This is a genomic window from Bradyrhizobium sp. BWC-3-1, from assembly GCF_032917965.1.
GTDB lineage: Bacteria > Pseudomonadota > Alphaproteobacteria > Rhizobiales > Xanthobacteraceae > Bradyrhizobium > Bradyrhizobium canariense_D.
The window spans coordinates 1,525,002-1,543,258 of record NZ_CP136625.1 but is presented as its reverse complement, the minus strand read 5'-3'; the positions used below and the strand labels follow the sequence as shown (position 1 = coordinate 1,543,258).

Genomic DNA, 18,257 nt, shown 5'->3' with positions numbered 1-18,257 from the left:
TCTGCGTTGCAGATCATTCCCAAGTGTCCCCTTACGGAGGCCACCATGGGCGGAGCGCCACATCGGCATGCGTTTCTTGAAATCCCGGGCCCACCTTGATATCCCGCATTCCAAGTTCGGCGGAGACATCGAGCAGTTGCCGACGGAATTTGTCGGATTCCATTCGCTTCTCGTCAGTCCTGTACCAATCGAGCAGAAATTCAATCTTCAGATATTTGATGCCATTGTCTTGAAGAATGCGTCTCATTTCCGCAAAACCAATCTTGCTTTGCGCGACCATCGTGTTTTCGTAGTGAAGACCAAACCCGTTGAACCCCGCGCGCGCTGCCCCTTCGACCCTGCCTTTGAATGGGAATGGAGTGGCCTCAGTAGGCCCCCAGCGGGTAAACGTGCCCCGAAAGCGCGAAATACGAGATCAGAAGCTCTACGTCATTAGCCACGGCACTATCCTCGCGCGTTCAAGCGGTGAAGTAAGGTATGGCAGCCCACAGGCCACCGGTTGCCGTTCTGATATCATGGCACTCGCTGACATAAAGTGGGCGCCCCACGAAACAGTTTTGCCTATTGGAGGCCCGGACCAACTTCGAAAATGGCCGCGCGGCCCTTCATTCGATTGGCGGCGCATCCGGCGCAATGTTGTTGTCGGCACGGCACGCGGCATAAAGAGCGCTAGCCGATGCGCGGTCTCGAACGTAAGCGGCATTTCCGCGACGATATCCATCCTCTTTGAGCGACGGTGAATGACGATCGCTCGATCGTGCTGATCCGCATTCCAGAAAACAACATAAAGATTGTACCTTCTAATGAATCCGACAAACGTGCCTTTGATGTTTTCAGACCCAAGGACGAGGCCGCCGGCCGCCTTCGATTGGGCCGGCTCCTGGACCGTCTTGACCATCTCGTCGAAAATGATCGCGCTCGGTTCCGCCCTCTTCCATGATTTTTTATCCGGAGTGGCAAGAGCACCGAGCGTTGGCGCGCAGCTCGGAAACCATCCGCCTCGCTGCCGTCAGCCAGATGGAGCATGGGGCAATGGAGACGGTGCCGCCATTTGAGAAGAGCCGCGAAATGCGATCGCGCAAGTTCGCCACGGCAGCGCCGCCGGGATAGCCGCGCCAGTCGCCAATCGGCCCGTCATCCTTGACGTGGGTTTCGCTGTGGTCGCTGTGACCAAAGCGGCCGACGAAGTCCGATTTATTTTCGTTCTTCGCCGGCTTCTGATTCATTCGGCTGGACTGTGCAATTGAGCCACCCCGGGTTTGCCGCAGCCCATTTGCTTTAACTTACGCCGCCATGATGACTTGAATTCGTTGGAGCGCTGCAAGGCAAACGCGTGAATGAGGCGGCAGATTTATCTATGCCCTTCCATAGCGAGCCGCAGCGACTTCGGGATGCGCTGCGCCTTTCCAGCTGAGATAAACGCTACCCGTACACGTGCTGTGACCAGGAGATCGTCGCCACGCCTGCATTCCTGCAGCAAGGCAATCGACGCGCCCCTCACCTCTTGCGGGACTGTGACGACGTCAAGAATGTCATCCAAGACCGCCGGTTTTAGAAAATCGATCGTCATCGAGCGCACAACGAAGGCAACACCGGGCGCATCGTTCTTGGCTTCTTTGAGTAATGCTTGCTGATTCGTTCCGAGCAGGCGCAAGTAGTTCGTTCTGCCGCGTTCCATGAAGCGCAAGAAATTTGCGTGATAAACAATCTGGCCGGAGTCGGTATCTTCGAAATAGACCCGGATCTGCATATGATGGCGGCCGTCGCGAATTTCGCCATCAAGAGAGGCTCTCACGGTGTGGTCCCCTTGCTGCCCTTTTGGGACCCATTGTCTCGCACAAAGGCGCGTTCCAGAGCAAGCGCCGAGGGGCTTTGGCTTTGTTCGCGCAGTCGGAGCTCCGGCGCACCGCCGCGTGGGTGCTGCGCGTGCCCTCAACAGATCAACAACTTAGTAGCTCGGCCTGATCTTCGGGGTGATGACGAACTGCCCTTTTGGCCTGCGATTTGCCTGCCGGTGTGGCGCTGGCACGTCAGTGTTGGATACTAGGGAGGTCCGCTTGGATACTAGAGAGGTCCGCCAGAACTTAGCGGTATTCACGATGGCTGCTGGAGCTCGGGTCGATCAAGCAGCTACTTGTAAGAGGATTGGCGGATGCGAAACAATCGACGATCACACGGACTGTGGGTGCTGACTGCGCCACCAGCGCCACAAACTGCTCCACTTACTGATGAAATTGCAGCGGATATCGTCGTGATTGGCGGTGGATATACCGGGCTGTCGGCGGCCCTTCATCTAGCTGAAGGTGGAGCGCGTGTTGCGCTTTTGGAGGCGTCTGAAATAGGATTCGGCGGGTCCGGGCGGAACGTCGGACTCGTGAATGCGGGCATGTGGCTCATGCCTGGGTCGCTTCCGGCCGCGCTCCGCGCGCCTTTTGGAGAACGGTTACTTGAACAGCTCGGCCGCGGACCGCAGACGGTATTCGAGCTCATCGAAAAGCACCACATCGAATGTGAAGTCGAACGTGCCGGCACCTTGCATTGTGCGGTCGGACGTAAGGGCTTGGAGGAGGTTGAGGCCCGTGCCGAACAGTGGCAGAAGCGTGGAGCGCCCGTCCTGGTGCTAAATGCGGAGGCAACACGCAGCAAAGTAGGCGGTGGCGACTACACCGGCGCGCTGCTCGATAAGCGCGCCGGCACCATACAGCCATTGGCTTATGTGCGAGGGTTAGCGCGGGCCGCGCTTGCGATGGGAGCCAGGATATTTACGCATAGTGAGGCCGTCATGGCGCAACAGAATGGTTTCCGCTGGAGAGTCGGCACCGAAAGCGGATCTGTAGAGGCCGACTGGGTGGTCGTCGCGACGGACGCTTATAGCAAGGGACTTTGGTCTGAGGTACGGCAGGAACAGATTCAACTGCCCTATTTCAACTTTGGCACGCCATGTCTGCCTGATGATCTGAGAAAGTCGATCCTGCCTGAGCGGCAGGGTGTGTGGGACACTCGAGAAGTCCTCTCTTCGTTTCGTCTCGATCGCTCCGGGCGACTCGTGTTTGGCAGTGTTGGTGCGCTTGAGGGGATTGGGCGATCTATTCACCGCGCTTGGGCCCAAAGATCGTTGCACAAGCTTTTTCCAGGACTTCGGGGCGTCCAGTTTGAAACCGGCTGGTTTGGCATGATTGGAATGACCTCCGACAACTTGCCCCGGCTTCACAAGCTGGACCGCAAAGTCATCGGTTTCAGTGGCTATAACGGCCGCGGAATCGCACCAGGCACTGTGTTTGGCAGTGTTTTGGCTTCGTATGTATTGGGGCAGATCGCGGAGAACGACCTGCCGTTGCCGGTCACCGCCGTTGAAGCCCAGCGCTTTCGTGCAGCGCAGGAGGCGTTTTATACGGCGGGCTCCCAGCTTGTTCACCTGATGGATTCCTGGTTCTGATCACCCCAGCAACCCGGTTGGCTTCACAAGCTGCCCTCGCTCGAAGCATGCCGGTCCTCGTGATGTTGTTATGATGCGTTCAAGGGCGCCGTCATGGAACTTAGGATACCTCGGGTCAGACAATCGGATGGTGAAAACGACGAGCTTGCGACGGGTGACGTTCATGACTCGAGCTGTCGGTTCGCCGCCGAATGCCAGTCCGCACCGTGGAGGCGGATCATCTCCCCGACGGATCGCTCGATGAAGACGCGCTCAACGCAAAAGCCGGCAGTGACCGAAGCCGCACTTTAAAAGGGTTTCTCGATATCGCGAGACACCAGCGCGAAGGCCCACCCCAAACTGGAAGCGCTCATGAGTTGCCGTCACGGCGGTCGAAAGGGAAGCGCCAGCCTGTGAGGCGAGTTCTGCGTCATTTCGTTTCGCTGAACCCGTCTGGAAACTCCCTTATGATGGACAGGGCAACTTCGCCTCCCTGCTTTATCCCGGCATCGTAGTGCTAGATGCCAGCGCGGCTTTCTGTTTGGGTGTCATAATTAATCCATGCGCCGAGCGCGTGTGGTGCGCGGCGATATCTCTTCCGAATAATGAGGTTGTCCACAGGAAGGCCCTGTGAATAGCCGGCATAAGGTTCCGCTATTTGCGGTTGCACGCCGGGAAACGTGTTCCACTGCTCGTAACGAATCGGGGAGAACCGCCAGCTTGCGACTGGCGGCCCCGATTGCCCGCGCAACGCTGCGGACTGCGGGCCAAACGCTGATGTTAGCAGCAACAGCATTACATTCGGTAAGCCCCGAGAGGTCAAGTCCGGCTTTACTCTAGTGACAGAAGTCGAATGGCTACCTATAAGAACGCCAACTACCTACCGCAATCTAACAGCGACTGTTTCGATCAGGATCAGGGGCCGGGAGTCGCGGCTCCCCTTTGCCGCTCTCTACCGATGCATGGGCTGTCATCGCGCAATCGGAATTGCAGCAGGCCACACATTGCCTCCGCAAAGCAAACATGCGCATACGTCAACACAAGCACCATTCGATGGCGTCTGATCGTATGGGCAGATCACAATCCGAAGTGAGCGACCGACAACAGCGGAAGTCCGGTTCAGCCGGGCTTCTACACTCTTGTTTGGAGATGCCCATTCAGGCGAGAGTACTTGAGAATGAGCTAGAAGTATTTCGCGGCCGGGTCTTCAGCATCTTCCACTTCCGGCATCATTACTTTCGATGCATCGGACAGCGAGCCGCCAATGGAATTCAGCATCATTCTGAGAAGATTCAGAGCTTTCGCAAACGTCTTCGCCTCCGATTTGCCGCGCAACCAGCCCACTTGCCATTGCCACTAGCGTCCGGTGGCTCCGGGTTGAACCATCGAAGGTCATCAGACAGCGTTCGCCGCGCCTCGCGCTCGTGCGGTTTGCCTAAGCATTTCGGCGGTTCGCCTAACGGACCCAAGCCGTTTGGCTCTTTGCGGCCCGAAAATCGTTTTGGATTCTTGCGAGTGCGGCCGGTCGCCCGGGCTTTGCTGAGAGGAACGCATGCGCGCGCCATTGAAATTCATTCCTTTATATAAATAGGGTATGGGGACTCCATTTGCAGCTGTGCGCGTGAACGACCCGGTCGGTGTTTGGGTTCGCCGTTCTGTGCCTTTCGAGATGCCCCTACCCATGTGGAACCACGCGAGCGCGACAAAGATTGCAATCAGGTGCATGCTCCGAACAAACATCTTCTCGGAAGCAACGGCAATACGGGCAATGGCGATGAATGAAGTTGCGATGCTCAACGCGGAGTTAGATCGCTGCAAGGCTGAGCTGAGGGACCTTAACGCGAAGATGAGCTCAATTTCCTGCACGCAGCCGGTGGACATGACCGCAGTCGAGGACGTGGCGAGGCGAATTCGCCAAATTGCCGAACGGGTCGAAGTCTTGACGCGCACCATCCTCCACGGTCCACAAGCCGGAACACAATAAGGCTGCCAGGAGCGCTGCCGGGCGGCTAGTTACAAAGTTAACCCGGCAGGGACATGCCCAGGTTAGATCATATTTCTAAGCCTTGCGTGTTCTTGCAGCAGCTCAACTTCTTCTGTCTGAGCCCCTGTTGCTTTCGTCAACTGTCGGCCACCTAATCTTGCGAAGCGATTCGCGATCACCGTAGGTCGCAGGAACGTGCGCTTTTAGATGACGTAACGTGCGCGACACGCGATGCAGCTTCTGCGCTGCTACGGTCGAAAATGTCTTAAGCGGGCAGATATTCTGGCGGGAATTGTGCGAGGGCTTTAGCATCTTCGCCCTGCCCGTGCGTTGGGTGTAACCGTTTACATAAGTGCGAGGCAAGGGCCGCGTCCCCAAGCCGGATGATGAGCGGACCTGAGGCGCATTCAGCGAAGCTCGAGTCTGCCAAGGACCGCGAGTGCTCGCCACGAAAGATCGCTTCGCGGTCCTCAAATCGCGTGTTGCTCAGGCAGTCGCCTGCTGAAGCCCGACTTCCCCATGCCAACCGGAGCGTCTTCAGCGCAAAGGCCCTGTCTCCATGGAGCGCCGCCCGCGAACACTTGCGAATGGCGCCTCCATCATATTCAACATTTCGCGTTGTCGTGTTCAGCCGTATCCGGCTGAAGACGTTAATGTCGGAGACCAGACACTGACGCGCGAGTATTCCGTCGCCTGAGCCGAAGAACATGGTTTTGCCCTCTTCAAGCGAGGCTCGCAAATGGCTTTGGTGGCACGTGGATTGCTGGGACACCGAAAAGAGCCCGTACGATCATGACGGCCTCGCAGTCGCCGGCCCAGGAGTCCAAATGAAACTTGCTCGATTGATCGCGGGCGTCAATCGTCTCCATTCTCGCCAGCATTTCAACTCATCTAGTGTGTCGATGCCCATGCCGTAGTAGTTCGGTGCTACTATACGTGGCGAACGACGGTGGCACCCGCACGGAATCTATGCTTAAGGTCAGATCATGAAACCGGTTCTCGTCTTCGATTGGAATGGAACGTTGCTCGATGATGCATACGCACTGCTCGAAACCACCAATGCAATTCTAGATCGCTTTGGTCGTACAACGATCGACATGAAGACGCTTCGGGAACATTGCGACGTTCCGCTGTCTCTTCTTTATCGCAGCCTCGGACTATCGCGAGACGAGCTTGCGACGGTGGATCGCGATGGGAGTGCAATGTTTCACGAGGCCTATGAGGCTCTTGCGGGCAGAGCCGATCTACGCGAGGGCGCGCGCAGAGTCTTGGATTTGGCGCGCCGAGAAGGGGCTTCGTCCATCATCGTGAGCAACCATATAGTCGACCCTCTGCGCTACCAATTGAGAAGACTTGGAATCAATGACTGCATCGACGATGTGCTCGCGTTCGAAAGCCGCGACACGCAATACAAATCGACAAGCAAAGGAGAGCGACTTCGTCTATACATGCAGAAGAACAACTTGAAACCAGCGTCAACTTTCATCATCGGCGATATGCCGATCGAAACGGATATTGCACGGAATCTCGGACTTATAAGTATAGCCATTACCGGGGGATTTGTTTCCGAGGCGCGCCTGCAAGCGGCGCATCCAGACTACACGATTAACAACCTTCATGAGCTGTTGCCAATCTTACGAAGCTACGGTTTTTTTGGAATGCACAAATCATGATCGGCGAAGAATCACCGCACAGCGTCTGTAAAACCTTGATCATGTCGTCCATGTTGAACGAGTTTATCTCGGCGATTCGAACTCCGCCTTCGACATCGCACGCGTCGCATGGCTCAACTCAGTCGCGAGTCCAGCATCTGCAATACCGAACCCGTAATCCGGTACCTGCCGCACTCGCGGCATTCCAGGCGCCTGTAGTCGTCACCGGTGCACTGCTCGAGGCTTGACGATGCCAGATCGAACAATAACCCATCTCTCACCCACACATTGCCGCTCTTACGACCTCAGCGATCCCAGATAGTCGAGCGTGTTGGCAAGCGTCACATTGTAGAATCGGAGAGCAACTTCACCCCGTGCGTCGAACGCTGACCCCAGCTATTCCATCGCAAGTCAGTACTGGTCTGGACGAAATCAGCAGTAGGCCGGGGTCATGGTTGGGCTCTGACGCATATTCGATGATCGTGTTTGTTTTTATGGCGCGCCAATCAGCCTAGCCTGAAGGAGATCGAGCTTAGCGCGCCCGTACATCTGCCGCTTGACCAGCTTGAGCTTGGTGATCTGAGCTTCCACTTGGCCATTGGACCACGGTTGCGTGATAGCCGCGTGCACCGCGCCCTTGTCGTTGGCGATCCCATTCGCGAACGAGCCAATGAGGCTCCGCTTGGATTCATCTATCCAAGGTTCGAGCTCGATCTCGGCCCTCTTTCGGATCATCGCGTGGAAGCGGCCAACGAGAGCGTTGGCATCGGCCAGCATCGGGACGCTTTGTTCAATAGCGGCAACCGTGACGGTCTCGGCCTTGGTTAGGTGGTCCCGCTTCATCGTCATCAACTGCGCTATCGTCCGGGCGGCGGGGACCCTCTGCAATTGTTGACGGCTGATGGTCTCGGCGCGTCGCCGTCGCGTGGCCCATTCCGCCACCACGCGCAGCGATCCCTTAAAGCCTTGCCCTCTCAAACGGCGCCAGAGTTCGGCACCGTTACGACAGCCGCCTGACCACTGCGCGTCCAGGAATGGCAGGTGCCCATCCAGGGTGCTTTGACGGGTGCGGAAGATATCCGTACCGCCGCCGCGACTAATTTGGCGAACCAGATTGCGACTATGTCCTGTGCGGCGGACGATCTCCTTGAGCGGCACACCGTCGCTGACAAGAGCCGCGATTGCGGCATGGCTGTCCTGGCGCCGCAGATAACCCTGATAGCGAAGCTTTTCCGCGCAGGTCAGCAGTTTAAGATCGATCGTCGTCGCCCCGATTGCGGCTCGGATTTTGCTCATCGAACGGCGCACCGCTTCAAGGAAGGCCGCGCTCGCGTTTTCCATCAGATGCCAGCGGTCGGCGACCTGGATGGCGTTCGGCAGCGCCTTGGCTGCTGCCTCGCCATATCCACCACCGCGATCTCGCGACACAATGTTGATGCCCGGGTGCTTCGACAGCCACGCCTGAACGGTCGCCATTTCCCGGTCGGGTAGCAAGGCAACGATCCGCCGACGCTCCAAATCGCACACGATGGTCCCGTACCGACGATTTCTCCGGAACGCCCAGTCATCAATACCCACAACAAGCAAGGGATCCATCGGCATCGCCGCCCGCCGGCGGACCACCCGCAGCAAGGTATCGTTGCTGACAGGCAGCATGAGCCGCTTGGCGAAGCTTGCTGCCGGCCGGCCGCCGAGCGCCAACCCCAGGTGATGGACGATGTGTTCGAGCCGTGCCGTCCGACGCCGTCGAAGCGGAACGACGTCTTCTCCGAACCGCTCCGCGAAGATCCGCCGGCGGCAATGCGGCACCTCGCATGTGAAGCGCCGCGTGAGTAATCGGAGGCGCACCTTTCTGCCCGCTGATGGCAAATCGGCCACGTGCCGGATGTAGCGGCTATGGACTCGGCGCGATAGTGTCGCGCACAAAGGGCACCGAGCCTCCGCAGCTTCCGACCTAACAGCCAGAATAAGCGAATCCATTGAGTCACTTACACCAACAAACACCAAACCACTCGGTACTAGCGATGAGATTTGAAAGCCCGTCCGCATGGCGCTGATTCTCCGTTTGAGAACCACAGTCGCCCGCCAAACTTCATCAGAAATGATGGTGTGGAACGGCCCTTCGAACCGCATCAAAAGTGCCTAACGTGGTCGCGTAGAGAGGCGCCACAAACGAAGGACCGTTCCATGGAGAAGATTATCACAGTGGGTTTGGATTTGGCCAAGTCGATCTTTCAAGTTCACGGCATCGCCGAAAACGGGAAAGTCTTGGTTCGTCGCACATTGCGGCGATCGCAGGTTCTGCCCTTCTTTCGGAGCCTTCCAGCTTGCGTGGTAGGTATGGAGGCCTGTGCGAGTGCCCATCACTGGGCACGCGAGATAGCGGCGTTGGGCCACTCTGTCCGCATGATGCCGCCAGCCTACGTGAAGCCTTACGTCAAACGAAACAAGACCGACGCGGCGGATGCTGAAGCCATTTGTGAGGCGGTCAACCGCCCGACAATGCGGTTCGTGCCCGTGAAGACTGCCGAACAACAAGCAGCCAGCATGATTTTGCGAACGCGAGAGATGCTGATGAAGCAGCGCAGCCAGACTGCAAATGCCCTGCGTGCCCATATGGCCGAATTGGGCATTATCGCTGGCACAGGCATGGCAAGCATCGCAAAACTCCTGGTGCTTCTCCGGGACGAAAAAGACAATAGGATTCCCGGCGCCGCCCGCTTTGCCCTGATCCTATTCGCTGAACAGATTGAGCTGCTTACAACCCGCATAGAGAAGCTCGACAGAGAGATTTTGGTTGCCGTCAGAAAGGACCCTGATGCAAGGCGTCTGATGAGCATTCCGGGTGTCGGTCCTCTCATCGCCGCTACCGTTCGGACATCGGTTTTGGATGCTCGCGATTTTGCGACTGCACGAGATTTTGCGGCTTGGACGGGGCTCACACCGAGGGCACAGTCGAGCGGCGGGAAAGAAAGGCTCGGCGCGATATCAAAGCGCGGAAATCGGCAACTACGGACGCTCCTGATCGTTGGTGCGACCTCTATCATCAAGCTTGCTAAACGAGGATTGAAAGTCCCACTCTGGATTCGGACCATGCTGCAAAGACGGCCGGTCAAGGTCGTATCGGTCGCGCTCGCTAATAAGATTGCGCGCACGATCTGGGCCTTGCTGGTCAGAGGCGGCAACTATCAGGCGCCGGCCGCAATGCTGAAATCCTAATCTCAAGAGCTCTCCGGCGGAAGAAGAACGCTGCCGAGGAGGCAAGGTGCAAATCTGGATGAACCCCGAATGACGTCATTCCCGGTAGCAATCAGACCGCCTGACTCACTGCGCTTCGAGCGCGAGAAATTGATTGGGCGATTGCTTCCGCGGATATCATCGTGGCCAGCGGCTAGGCGCCGCGTTCACAGGCCGAACATATGACCGCACCGTCATCCCTTGTTCAACCAGAGAAAGATCTTGCAGCCCGGGCCGTTCCACATATGCACAAATCATGATCGGCGAAGAATCACCGCACAGCGTCTGTAAAACCTTGATCATGTCGTCCATGTTGAACGAGTTTATCTCGGCGATTCGAACTCCGCCTTCGACATCGCACGCGTCGCATGGCTCAACTCAGTCGCGAGTCCAGCATCTGCAATACCGAACCCGTAATCCGGTACCTGCCGCACTCGCGGCATTCCAGGCGCCTGTAGTCGTCACCGGTGCACTGCTCGAGGCTTGACGATGCCAGATCGAACAATAACCCATCTCTCACCCACACATTGCCGCTCTTACGACCTCAGCGATCCCAGATAGTCGAGCGTGTTGGCAAGCGTCACATTGTAGAATCGGAGAGCAACTTCACCCCGTGCGTCGAACGCTGACCCCAGCTATTCCATCGCAAGTCAGTACTGGTCTGGACGAAATCAGCAGTAGGCCGGGGTCATGGTTGGGCTCTGACGCATATTCGATGATCGTGTTTGTTTTTATGGCGCGCCAATCAGCCTAGCCTGAAGGAGATCGAGCTTAGCGCGCCCGTACATCTGCCGCTTGACCAGCTTGAGCTTGGTGATCTGAGCTTCCACTTGGCCATTGGACCACGGTTGCGTGATAGCCGCGTGCACCGCGCCCTTGTCGTTGGCGATCCCATTCGCGAACGAGCCAATGAGGCTCCGCTTGGATTCATCTATCCAAGGTTCGAGCTCGATCTCGGCCCTCTTTCGGATCATCGCGTGGAAGCGGCCAACGAGAGCGTTGGCATCGGCCAGCATCGGGACGCTTTGTTCAATAGCGGCAACCGTGACGGTCTCGGCCTTGGTTAGGTGGTCCCGCTTCATCGTCATCAACTGCGCTATCGTCCGGGCGGCGGGGACCCTCTGCAATTGTTGACGGCTGATGGTCTCGGCGCGTCGCCGTCGCGTGGCCCATTCCGCCACCACGCGCAGCGATCCCTTAAAGCCTTGCCCTCTCAAACGGCGCCAGAGTTCGGCACCGTTACGACAGCCGCCTGACCACTGCGCGTCCAGGAATGGCAGGTGCCCATCCAGGGTGCTTTGACGGGTGCGGAAGATATCCGTACCGCCGCCGCGACTAATTTGGCGAACCAGATTGCGACTATGTCCTGTGCGGCGGACGATCTCCTTGAGCGGCACACCGTCGCTGACAAGAGCCGCGATTGCGGCATGGCTGTCCTGGCGCCGCAGATAACCCTGATAGCGAAGCTTTTCCGCGCAGGTCAGCAGTTTAAGATCGATCGTCGTCGCCCCGATTGCGGCTCGGATTTTGCTCATCGAACGGCGCACCGCTTCAAGGAAGGCCGCGCTCGCGTTTTCCATCAGATGCCAGCGGTCGGCGACCTGGATGGCGTTCGGCAGCGCCTTGGCTGCTGCCTCGCCATATCCACCACCGCGATCTCGCGACACAATGTTGATGCCCGGGTGCTTCGACAGCCACGCCTGAACGGTCGCCATTTCCCGGTCGGGTAGCAAGGCAACGATCCGCCGACGCTCCAAATCGCACACGATGGTCCCGTACCGACGATTTCTCCGGAACGCCCAGTCATCAATACCCACAACAAGCAAGGGATCCATCGGCATCGCCGCCCGCCGGCGGACCACCCGCAGCAAGGTATCGTTGCTGACAGGCAGCATGAGCCGCTTGGCGAAGCTTGCTGCCGGCCGGCCGCCGAGCGCCAACCCCAGGTGATGGACGATGTGTTCGAGCCGTGCCGTCCGACGCCGTCGAAGCGGAACGACGTCTTCTCCGAACCGCTCCGCGAAGATCCGCCGGCGGCAATGCGGCACCTCGCATGTGAAGCGCCGCGTGAGTAATCGGAGGCGCACCTTTCTGCCCGCTGATGGCAAATCGGCCACGTGCCGGATGTAGCGGCTATGGACTCGGCGCGATAGTGTCGCGCACAAAGGGCACCGAGCCTCCGCAGCTTCCGACCTAACAGCCAGAATAAGCGAATCCATTGAGTCACTTACACCAACAAACACCAAACCACTCGGTACTAGCGATGAGATTTGAAAGCCCGTCCGCATGGCGCTGATTCTCCGTTTGAGAACCACAGTCGCCCGCCAAACTTCATCAGAAATGATGGTGTGGAACGGCCCTTCGAACCGCATCAAAAGTGCCTAACGTGGTCGCGTAGAGAGGCGCCACAAACGAAGGACCGTTCCATGGAGAAGATTATCACAGTGGGTTTGGATTTGGCCAAGTCGATCTTTCAAGTTCACGGCATCGCCGAAAACGGGAAAGTCTTGGTTCGTCGCACATTGCGGCGATCGCAGGTTCTGCCCTTCTTTCGGAGCCTTCCAGCTTGCGTGGTAGGTATGGAGGCCTGTGCGAGTGCCCATCACTGGGCACGCGAGATAGCGGCGTTGGGCCACTCTGTCCGCATGATGCCGCCAGCCTACGTGAAGCCTTACGTCAAACGAAACAAGACCGACGCGGCGGATGCTGAAGCCATTTGTGAGGCGGTCAACCGCCCGACAATGCGGTTCGTGCCCGTGAAGACTGCCGAACAACAAGCAGCCAGCATGATTTTGCGAACGCGAGAGATGCTGATGAAGCAGCGCAGCCAGACTGCAAATGCCCTGCGTGCCCATATGGCCGAATTGGGCATTATCGCTGGCACAGGCATGGCAAGCATCGCAAAACTCCTGGTGCTTCTCCGGGACGAAAAAGACAATAGGATTCCCGGCGCCGCCCGCTTTGCCCTGATCCTATTCGCTGAACAGATTGAGCTGCTTACAACCCGCATAGAGAAGCTCGACAGAGAGATTTTGGTTGCCGTCAGAAAGGACCCTGATGCAAGGCGTCTGATGAGCATTCCGGGTGTCGGTCCTCTCATCGCCGCTACCGTTCGGACATCCGTCGTGGATGCTCGCGATTTTGCGACTGCACGAGATTTTGCGGCTTGGACGGGGCTCACACCGAGGGCACAGTCGAGCGGCGGGAAAGAAAGGCTCGGCGCGATATCAAAGCGCGGAAATCGGCAACTACGGACGCTCCTGATCGTTGGTGCGACCTCTATCATCAAGCTTGCTAAACGAGGATTGAAAGTCCCACTCTGGATTCGGACCATGCTGCAAAGACGGCCGGTCAAGGTCGTATCGGTCGCGCTCGCTAATAAGATTGCGCGCACGATCTGGGCCTTGCTGGTCAGAGGCGGCAACTATCAGGCGCCGGCCGCAATGCTGAAATCCTAATCTCAAGAGCTCTCCGGCGGAAGAAGAACGCTGCCGAGGAGGCAAGGTGCAAATCTGGATGAACCCCGAATGACGTCATTCCCGGTAGCAATCAGACCGCCTGACTCACTGCGCTTCGAGCGCGAGAAATTGATTGGGCGATTGCTTCCGCGGATATCATCGTGGCCAGCGGCTAGGCGCCGCGTTCACAGGCCGAACATATGACCGCACCGTCATCCCTTGTTCAACCAGAGAAAGATCTTGCAGCCCGGGCCGTTCCACATATGAGTCAGACCCATGGTTGGACGCTGACGGGGCCAGTTGGGCATCCGGAACTCCGCAACCGTAACAGCACCAGCGCTCGTGCCGCACGGTACGCCAAAGGCACCGGTTCGGTTTGACGCGCGGGTCGCGCTGCCGGATGGAGATGCGCTTCGCCGCTGCTGGCGGACATAGTCCAATTCGCTCCCACACCCCCTACCCAGGGAACCTGTTCGTGTGCGCCACAGGCGAGTCAACGACCTGACTTTCTGAGCCGCTGGGAGAACTCGGCGGCTGCTCCTCAAGATGCATGCGCTCGCGCGCGTTCGCGGGCTTCGCGGCGACGCTGGAAGCGCTCGCGTCAGCGGTTCGCTCGTTCCGAGGGCTGGGCACCGATGGCACCGGCCCGGCCGTTTCGACTGGGACCTTCTCCGTCGGCTCGTCTTGGCCTCGGCGCGCCTCCATGGTCTCGAGCACAACTCGCCCTCTCACCGTGATTCTCCAACCGCCGTTTTGGCGCTCAACGAGGCCGTCCGAAAAAATGTCCAGCCCGGGAACGCGCGCGGCCAGCCGTTTGGTGCGCTCGGCCCATTCCGGGCCGCTGGTCGCGAGGATTGCCATGTCCCGCTTGAGGTCCGCCATCACGGCAAATCCTTGGGGGTAACTCACCAGGATCTTCAAGACTGTGACCTGGAAGTTCACTCCGCACCTCGCCCGATCAACGCCACATGATCGACGCTCGGGCCAGGGCTTTACGCCCGATCTGCCGCAGCAGCTTCGGCGTTGTTTCGTCGGTCTTTGCGGCTTCGACGATCTTGGAGGCCAATCCAGCGCCGCTCCCCTTGCGCGGAAGCGTCTCGCAGACCTCGTCAAGTACCGCTCGCGATAGAGCGGTCGTGGGGTGTTCAAACATGGACGCCTATCCTAGCGTAAGTCTTTCGACCTTGGGATTCCCGCAGTTGAGGTAAACTCTGCCGCGCTGCGCACGAGGGCTCGCGCTCTACTGATGTACCGCGGGCTTGATTCTGATCGATGCGGACTCAAATTGGTAGGCCGAGCTGCAGCTCGGCCTACGGTTCGCCCTGGCGTGAAGACGAGAAGGCGGATCGGCTTTGGAGCGGGTATCTCGTTTGAAGGAAGACGAGCGACAAGTTTCGAGCTCGCAGCGGCTCGAAATCGGGACGCGTCCGGTCCTGCTCCGCGTGATGATCTCGAGATCGTTGAACCTGCCCCTCAGTTTAACCGTCCGGCCCCGCGAACCTTTGTCCTCGCAGTGCCTCCAGACCTTCTCGATGAGCGGCTGTGCCTTCCTGACAACGGGGGGGACGCCGGGGTGTCGACACCCAGTCAAGGCGATGCCGGTGATCTTGACGACGCGGCGCCGCGTGCAACCGCCCGCAACTGACTGGAAAGCGCACACAGCAAATATCAGTCTCCTCACACCGGCGTCGGACTTGAACGCTTCCCCGATGGTAGCAAGCGGACTTTCTACGTGGCCACCCCGCGCCGCAACAATGTGACGAATTCATTTGCATATCCGTCACGGGCAGCGACGCTGCCTGCATCAGCCGAGCGACTCGGTCGTAAGCTCGTCGTGGAGCAGATGTTCGCGATTGAACATGAGAGGCCTCCATCATCATTCAACATTCCGCGTTTGTCGTCTTCAGCCGTGTCCGGCTGAAGACGTTAATGTCGGGGACCAGACACTGAGGCGCGAGTATCCCGCCGTTGGCGCCGAAGAACACCCGTGTCTATGGCTCCCACCCCTGCCGCGGTCGGCAAACCACAGACGGAGATGCTACAAAGCCATCTGACAGCGATAGCACCAGATCTCGAATGCCGTACCGTGACGGCGATGGTTACGCTTGAAAAAACCGCGCGCGGGCTGATGCCGTGCGACGTTGTCTTTGGTTGCACTGATGACAACGCCGGCGGCCTGGTTCTGTCGCGGTTCTCGACCTTCATGGCCACCCCTGTGATCGATTGCGGCGTGCTGCTGGGCGGCGATGGGGCCTTGGCAAGCATCAACGGCCGCGTAACCACCCTCACCCCGGGGGGCGCCTGCCTCGTCTGCCGCGACCGGATCGACCTTGCCCGCGGGCAAACCGAGCTGCGAACGCCGGAGGAGCGGATACGACTTGAAAACGAGGGCTACGCGCCCTCCTGGGAGGCATAGAACCAGCGGTGGTGACCTTCACCACCAGCATCGCTTCAGCCGCCATTAACGAGCTTCTGGAGCGCCTGATCGGGTTTGGGCCGAGCCCGAGGCCGACCCAGGTGCTGTTCCGCTGGCACGAGCGGGAGATCTCGACCAACAACGCCAAGCCGCGACCCGGTTATTACTGCAAACGCGATTGGACTCATTGTAGACGGTTACGTTAGCTTGAATGACCGGGGGCTCTCGACGATTTGCGCATGCAGCGCCGGAAGCTGGCCGTAGACCTAACCGGCGGAAGCCGCTCGAAGTAGCGGATCATCTCGGCTCGCCGAAATTGGCGCCGGACAACCACTACCTCATTTTCATCAACACCGTGAAGCTGGAACACCGACTTCGAGGTATCCATGCCGATACGAACGGGAATATTCATTAGACTTTCCTCTCATCTTTCTGTGACGCCGAGAGCGCCATCAAACCGTGGGGATGAGAGGCCGTCCACACCAGCACATGCGCTTTGCGGACTACCGCTTCTTAAAATCCGTTAGTTTGCGCATGTAGTAGCCCTGTCTCTGAACGGCGAGGTTAATGTCCTCGCTGACGCTCGCCACATTTTTCTTCTTACGCCATCTGCCTGAAGCGTCAGGAAAAGGAATTGGCAAGCCATTGCGCACAACCAACAGATCACGCTTGGTGTTCAGATACACATCGAACTTAGAGCCGGCTCCGCAAATTTGAACAGGTCGGTAAGTGGAGTTTCTGCCTGACAGCGGGCACGCTGGTGTCTGCGAATCAGGAGCGACGATGAGCAGACGAGCACGCCGGAACCACACTCCGGCTTTCAAGGCGAAGGTGGCGCTTGCCGCGGTGAAGGGGGACCGGACGATAGCCCAACTGGCCGAGCACTTTGATGTCCATCCCAATCAGATCACGGCGTGGAAGGCGCAGCTGGAGGGTGGCGCTTCCGGAGTTTTTGGACTTGGCGGCGCTGCGCCGGCGGCGCCTGCGATCGATGTGAAGTCGCTGCATGCCAAGATCGGGGAGCTGACGCTGGAGAACGATTTTTTAGAAGGCGCGCTCACCAAGGCGGGATTGCTGAGCGCAAAGCGATGATCGACCGTGAGCACGATCTGTCGATCACCAGGCAGGCGGAAGTTTTGAAGATCAGCCGCGGCAGCGTTTATTACCAGCCGCGCCCGGTGCCGGACGCCGATCTCGCGATCATGCGGCGTCTCGACCGGCTGCATCTGGAGTTTCCCTTCGCCGGTTCGCGTATGCTGAAAGGCCTGCTGGCTGCCGAGGGGTGCAAGATCGGCCGTCGGCATGTGAAGACGCTGATGCGGCGGATGGGGATAGAGGCGCTCTATCGCCGTCCGCGCACCAGCAGACCCGAGCCCGGCCACAAGATCCATCCATACCTGCTGCGCGGCATGGAGATCACGCGACCGAACCAGGTCTGGGCGATGGACATCACCTACATCCCGATGGAGCGCGGTTTTGTCTACCTCGCGGTCGTGCTCGATTGGGCAACCCGTCGTGTTCTGTCGTGGCGGCTGTCGATCACCATGGAAGCAGCCTTCTGCGTCGAGACGCTGGAGGATGCCTTGGCTCGTCACGGCAAGCCGGACATCTTCAACACCGACCAAGGCTCGCAGTTTACCGGTGCGGCCTTCACCGGCGTGCTTGCCAGCCACCGCATCGCCATCAGCATGGATGGCAAAGGGGCCTGGCGGGACAATGTGTTCGTCGAACGGCTGTGGCGCAGCATCAAATACGAGGAGGTCTATCTGCGAGCCTACGAAACCGTCGGCGAGGCACGACATTCGATTGGCCGGTATCTCGATTTTTACAACGGACGACGTCCGCATTCGAGTCTTGACGACATGACCCCGGATCAAGCCTACTTCAACCTTCCGCCGCTCCGCGCGGCGGCCTAACCCCGGCAGAGGCTCCACTTATCGACGCGGAATTTTTGTTCAGACAACCGGGACCAGCTCACTTCTACAGGCCCCCAGCCGCCGTCAGAGTATGTGAAGGGTTTCGGATGCCGGCCCAGTGAGTGACGGTGCCGCGGGCTCCGAGGGCCGGCGTCCGAAAGCCTCCAAAGGACGAAACC

Annotated in this window: 16 protein-coding genes and 1 pseudogene; 8 read left to right on the top strand and 9 right to left on the bottom strand. The window is 58.6% G+C overall.

The genetic code is table 11. The features are described 5' to 3' along the window. Positions 1 to 31: 31 nt before the first annotated feature. Positions 32 to 280 (bottom strand): hypothetical protein, encoded by a 249-nt coding sequence (locus tag RX329_RS07490; RefSeq protein ID WP_317245592.1) that lies wholly within the window; start codon positions 278 to 280, stop codon positions 32 to 34. 456 nt (positions 281 to 736) lie between these two features. Between RX329_RS07490 and RX329_RS07485 the strand changes: the two genes are divergently transcribed. After that, positions 737 to 940 (top strand): hypothetical protein, encoded by a 204-nt coding sequence (locus RX329_RS07485; RefSeq protein WP_219683517.1) that lies wholly within the window; start codon positions 737 to 739, stop codon positions 938 to 940. Positions 941 to 944: 4 nt separating this feature from the next. Here RX329_RS07485 and RX329_RS07480 read toward each other — a convergent pair whose 3' ends face one another. Beyond that, entirely contained in the window at positions 945 to 1,226 is a 282-nt protein-coding gene (locus RX329_RS07480; RefSeq protein WP_085348290.1) for a hypothetical protein, read from the bottom strand. Between the two features lie 125 nt (positions 1,227 to 1,351). Further along, a complete protein-coding gene (ybgC, locus tag RX329_RS07475) occupies positions 1,352 to 1,795 on the bottom strand; it encodes a tol-pal system-associated acyl-CoA thioesterase (protein WP_007596415.1) in 444 nt (147 codons plus the stop codon). Positions 1,796 to 2,152: 357 nt separating this feature from the next. On the opposite strand from ybgC, the gene RX329_RS07470 reads away from it, so the two are divergent. Further along, positions 2,153 to 3,436: an FAD-binding oxidoreductase gene (locus RX329_RS07470; RefSeq protein ID WP_317245591.1), complete on the top strand. Its 1,284-nt coding sequence runs from the start codon at positions 2,153 to 2,155 to the stop codon at positions 3,434 to 3,436. 1,161 nt (positions 3,437 to 4,597) lie between these two features. Here the strand turns inward: RX329_RS07470 and RX329_RS07465 are convergent. Further along, positions 4,598 to 4,759, bottom strand: coding sequence for a hypothetical protein (locus RX329_RS07465; RefSeq protein ID WP_157158605.1), 162 nt, complete (start codon positions 4,757 to 4,759; stop codon positions 4,598 to 4,600). A 277-nt stretch (positions 4,760 to 5,036) separates the two neighbouring features. Here RX329_RS07465 and RX329_RS07460 point away from each other — a divergent pair, with 277 nt between their 5' ends. Together RX329_RS07460 and RX329_RS07455 are read left to right on the top strand one after the other, a co-directional pair. After that, complete coding sequence (locus RX329_RS07460; protein WP_317245590.1) at positions 5,037 to 5,399, top strand: hypothetical protein; 363 nt, start codon at positions 5,037 to 5,039, stop codon at positions 5,397 to 5,399. Between the two features lie 986 nt (positions 5,400 to 6,385). Next, entirely contained in the window at positions 6,386 to 7,072 is a 687-nt protein-coding gene (locus RX329_RS07455; RefSeq protein ID WP_317245589.1) for an HAD family hydrolase, read from the top strand. A 471-nt stretch (positions 7,073 to 7,543) separates the two neighbouring features. Here RX329_RS07455 and RX329_RS07450 read toward each other — a convergent pair whose 3' ends face one another. Next, the gene (locus RX329_RS07450) at positions 7,544 to 9,100 is read right to left on the bottom strand and encodes an ISL3 family transposase (protein ID WP_317246389.1); all 1,557 of its coding nucleotides are present in this window, start codon (positions 9,098 to 9,100) and stop codon (positions 7,544 to 7,546) included. Between the two features lie 138 nt (positions 9,101 to 9,238). On the opposite strand from RX329_RS07450, the gene RX329_RS07445 reads away from it, so the two are divergent. Beyond that, entirely contained in the window at positions 9,239 to 10,270 is a 1,032-nt protein-coding gene (locus RX329_RS07445) for an IS110 family transposase (RefSeq protein WP_317245588.1), read from the top strand. 749 nt (positions 10,271 to 11,019) lie between these two features. Here RX329_RS07445 and RX329_RS07440 read toward each other — a convergent pair. Further along, positions 11,020 to 12,576: an ISL3 family transposase gene (locus tag RX329_RS07440; protein ID WP_317246389.1), complete on the bottom strand. Its 1,557-nt coding sequence runs from the start codon at positions 12,574 to 12,576 to the stop codon at positions 11,020 to 11,022. A 138-nt stretch (positions 12,577 to 12,714) separates the two neighbouring features. Between RX329_RS07440 and RX329_RS07435 the strand changes: the two genes are divergently transcribed. Beyond that, a complete protein-coding gene (locus RX329_RS07435) occupies positions 12,715 to 13,746 on the top strand; it encodes an IS110 family transposase (RefSeq protein ID WP_231188901.1) in 1,032 nt (343 codons plus the stop codon). Between the two features lie 456 nt (positions 13,747 to 14,202). Here RX329_RS07435 and RX329_RS07430 read toward each other — a convergent pair whose 3' ends face one another. Both RX329_RS07430 and RX329_RS41855 read right to left on the bottom strand, forming a co-directional pair. Then, a complete protein-coding gene (locus tag RX329_RS07430; RefSeq protein WP_317245587.1) occupies positions 14,203 to 14,688 on the bottom strand; it encodes a hypothetical protein in 486 nt (161 codons plus the stop codon). 298 nt (positions 14,689 to 14,986) lie between these two features. After that, positions 14,987 to 15,406: a hypothetical protein gene (locus RX329_RS41855; RefSeq protein ID WP_410706475.1), complete on the bottom strand. Its 420-nt coding sequence runs from the start codon at positions 15,404 to 15,406 to the stop codon at positions 14,987 to 14,989. 333 nt (positions 15,407 to 15,739) lie between these two features. On the opposite strand from RX329_RS41855, the gene RX329_RS07420 reads away from it, so the two are divergent. Further along, positions 15,740 to 16,162, top strand: a complete 423-nt coding sequence (locus RX329_RS07420; protein WP_317245585.1) for a ThiF family adenylyltransferase — start codon at positions 15,740 to 15,742, stop codon at positions 16,160 to 16,162. A gap of 271 nt (positions 16,163 to 16,433) precedes the next feature. Here the strand turns inward: RX329_RS07420 and RX329_RS07415 are convergent. After that, positions 16,434 to 16,574 (bottom strand): annotated as a pseudogene (locus RX329_RS07415) (IS110 family transposase); the annotation flags it as partial. A 371-nt stretch (positions 16,575 to 16,945) separates the two neighbouring features. On the opposite strand from RX329_RS07415, the gene RX329_RS07410 reads away from it, so the two are divergent. Beyond that, a protein-coding gene (locus RX329_RS07410) for an IS3 family transposase (protein WP_317245080.1) occupies positions 16,946 to 18,078 on the top strand; the annotation gives its coding sequence in 2 pieces (ribosomal slippage) (positions 16,946 to 17,201 and positions 17,201 to 18,078; 1,134 coding nt in all). The last annotated feature ends 179 nt before the right edge of the window (positions 18,079 to 18,257 follow it).

Bases quoted from the DNA above. Each gene is read 5' to 3' on its own strand.
- RX329_RS07490 (WP_317245592.1), bottom strand. From the start codon at position 280: ATGGTCGCGCAAAGCAAGATTGGTTTTGCGGAAATGAGACGCATTCTT.
- RX329_RS07480 (WP_085348290.1), bottom strand. From the start codon at position 1,226: ATGAATCAGAAGCCGGCGAAGAACGAAAATAAATCGGACTTCGTCGGC.
- RX329_RS07470 (WP_317245591.1), top strand. From the start codon at position 2,153: ATGCGAAACAATCGACGATCACACGGACTGTGGGTGCTGACTGCGCCA.
- RX329_RS07455 (WP_317245589.1), top strand. From the start codon at position 6,386: ATGAAACCGGTTCTCGTCTTCGATTGGAATGGAACGTTGCTCGATGAT.
- RX329_RS07450 (WP_317246389.1), bottom strand. From the start codon at position 9,100: ATGCGGACGGGCTTTCAAATCTCATCGCTAGTACCGAGTGGTTTGGTG.
- RX329_RS07445 (WP_317245588.1), top strand. From the start codon at position 9,239: ATGGAGAAGATTATCACAGTGGGTTTGGATTTGGCCAAGTCGATCTTT.
- RX329_RS07440 (WP_317246389.1), bottom strand. From the start codon at position 12,576: ATGCGGACGGGCTTTCAAATCTCATCGCTAGTACCGAGTGGTTTGGTG.
- RX329_RS07435 (WP_231188901.1), top strand. From the start codon at position 12,715: ATGGAGAAGATTATCACAGTGGGTTTGGATTTGGCCAAGTCGATCTTT.
- RX329_RS07420 (WP_317245585.1), top strand. From the start codon at position 15,740: ATGGCTCCCACCCCTGCCGCGGTCGGCAAACCACAGACGGAGATGCTA.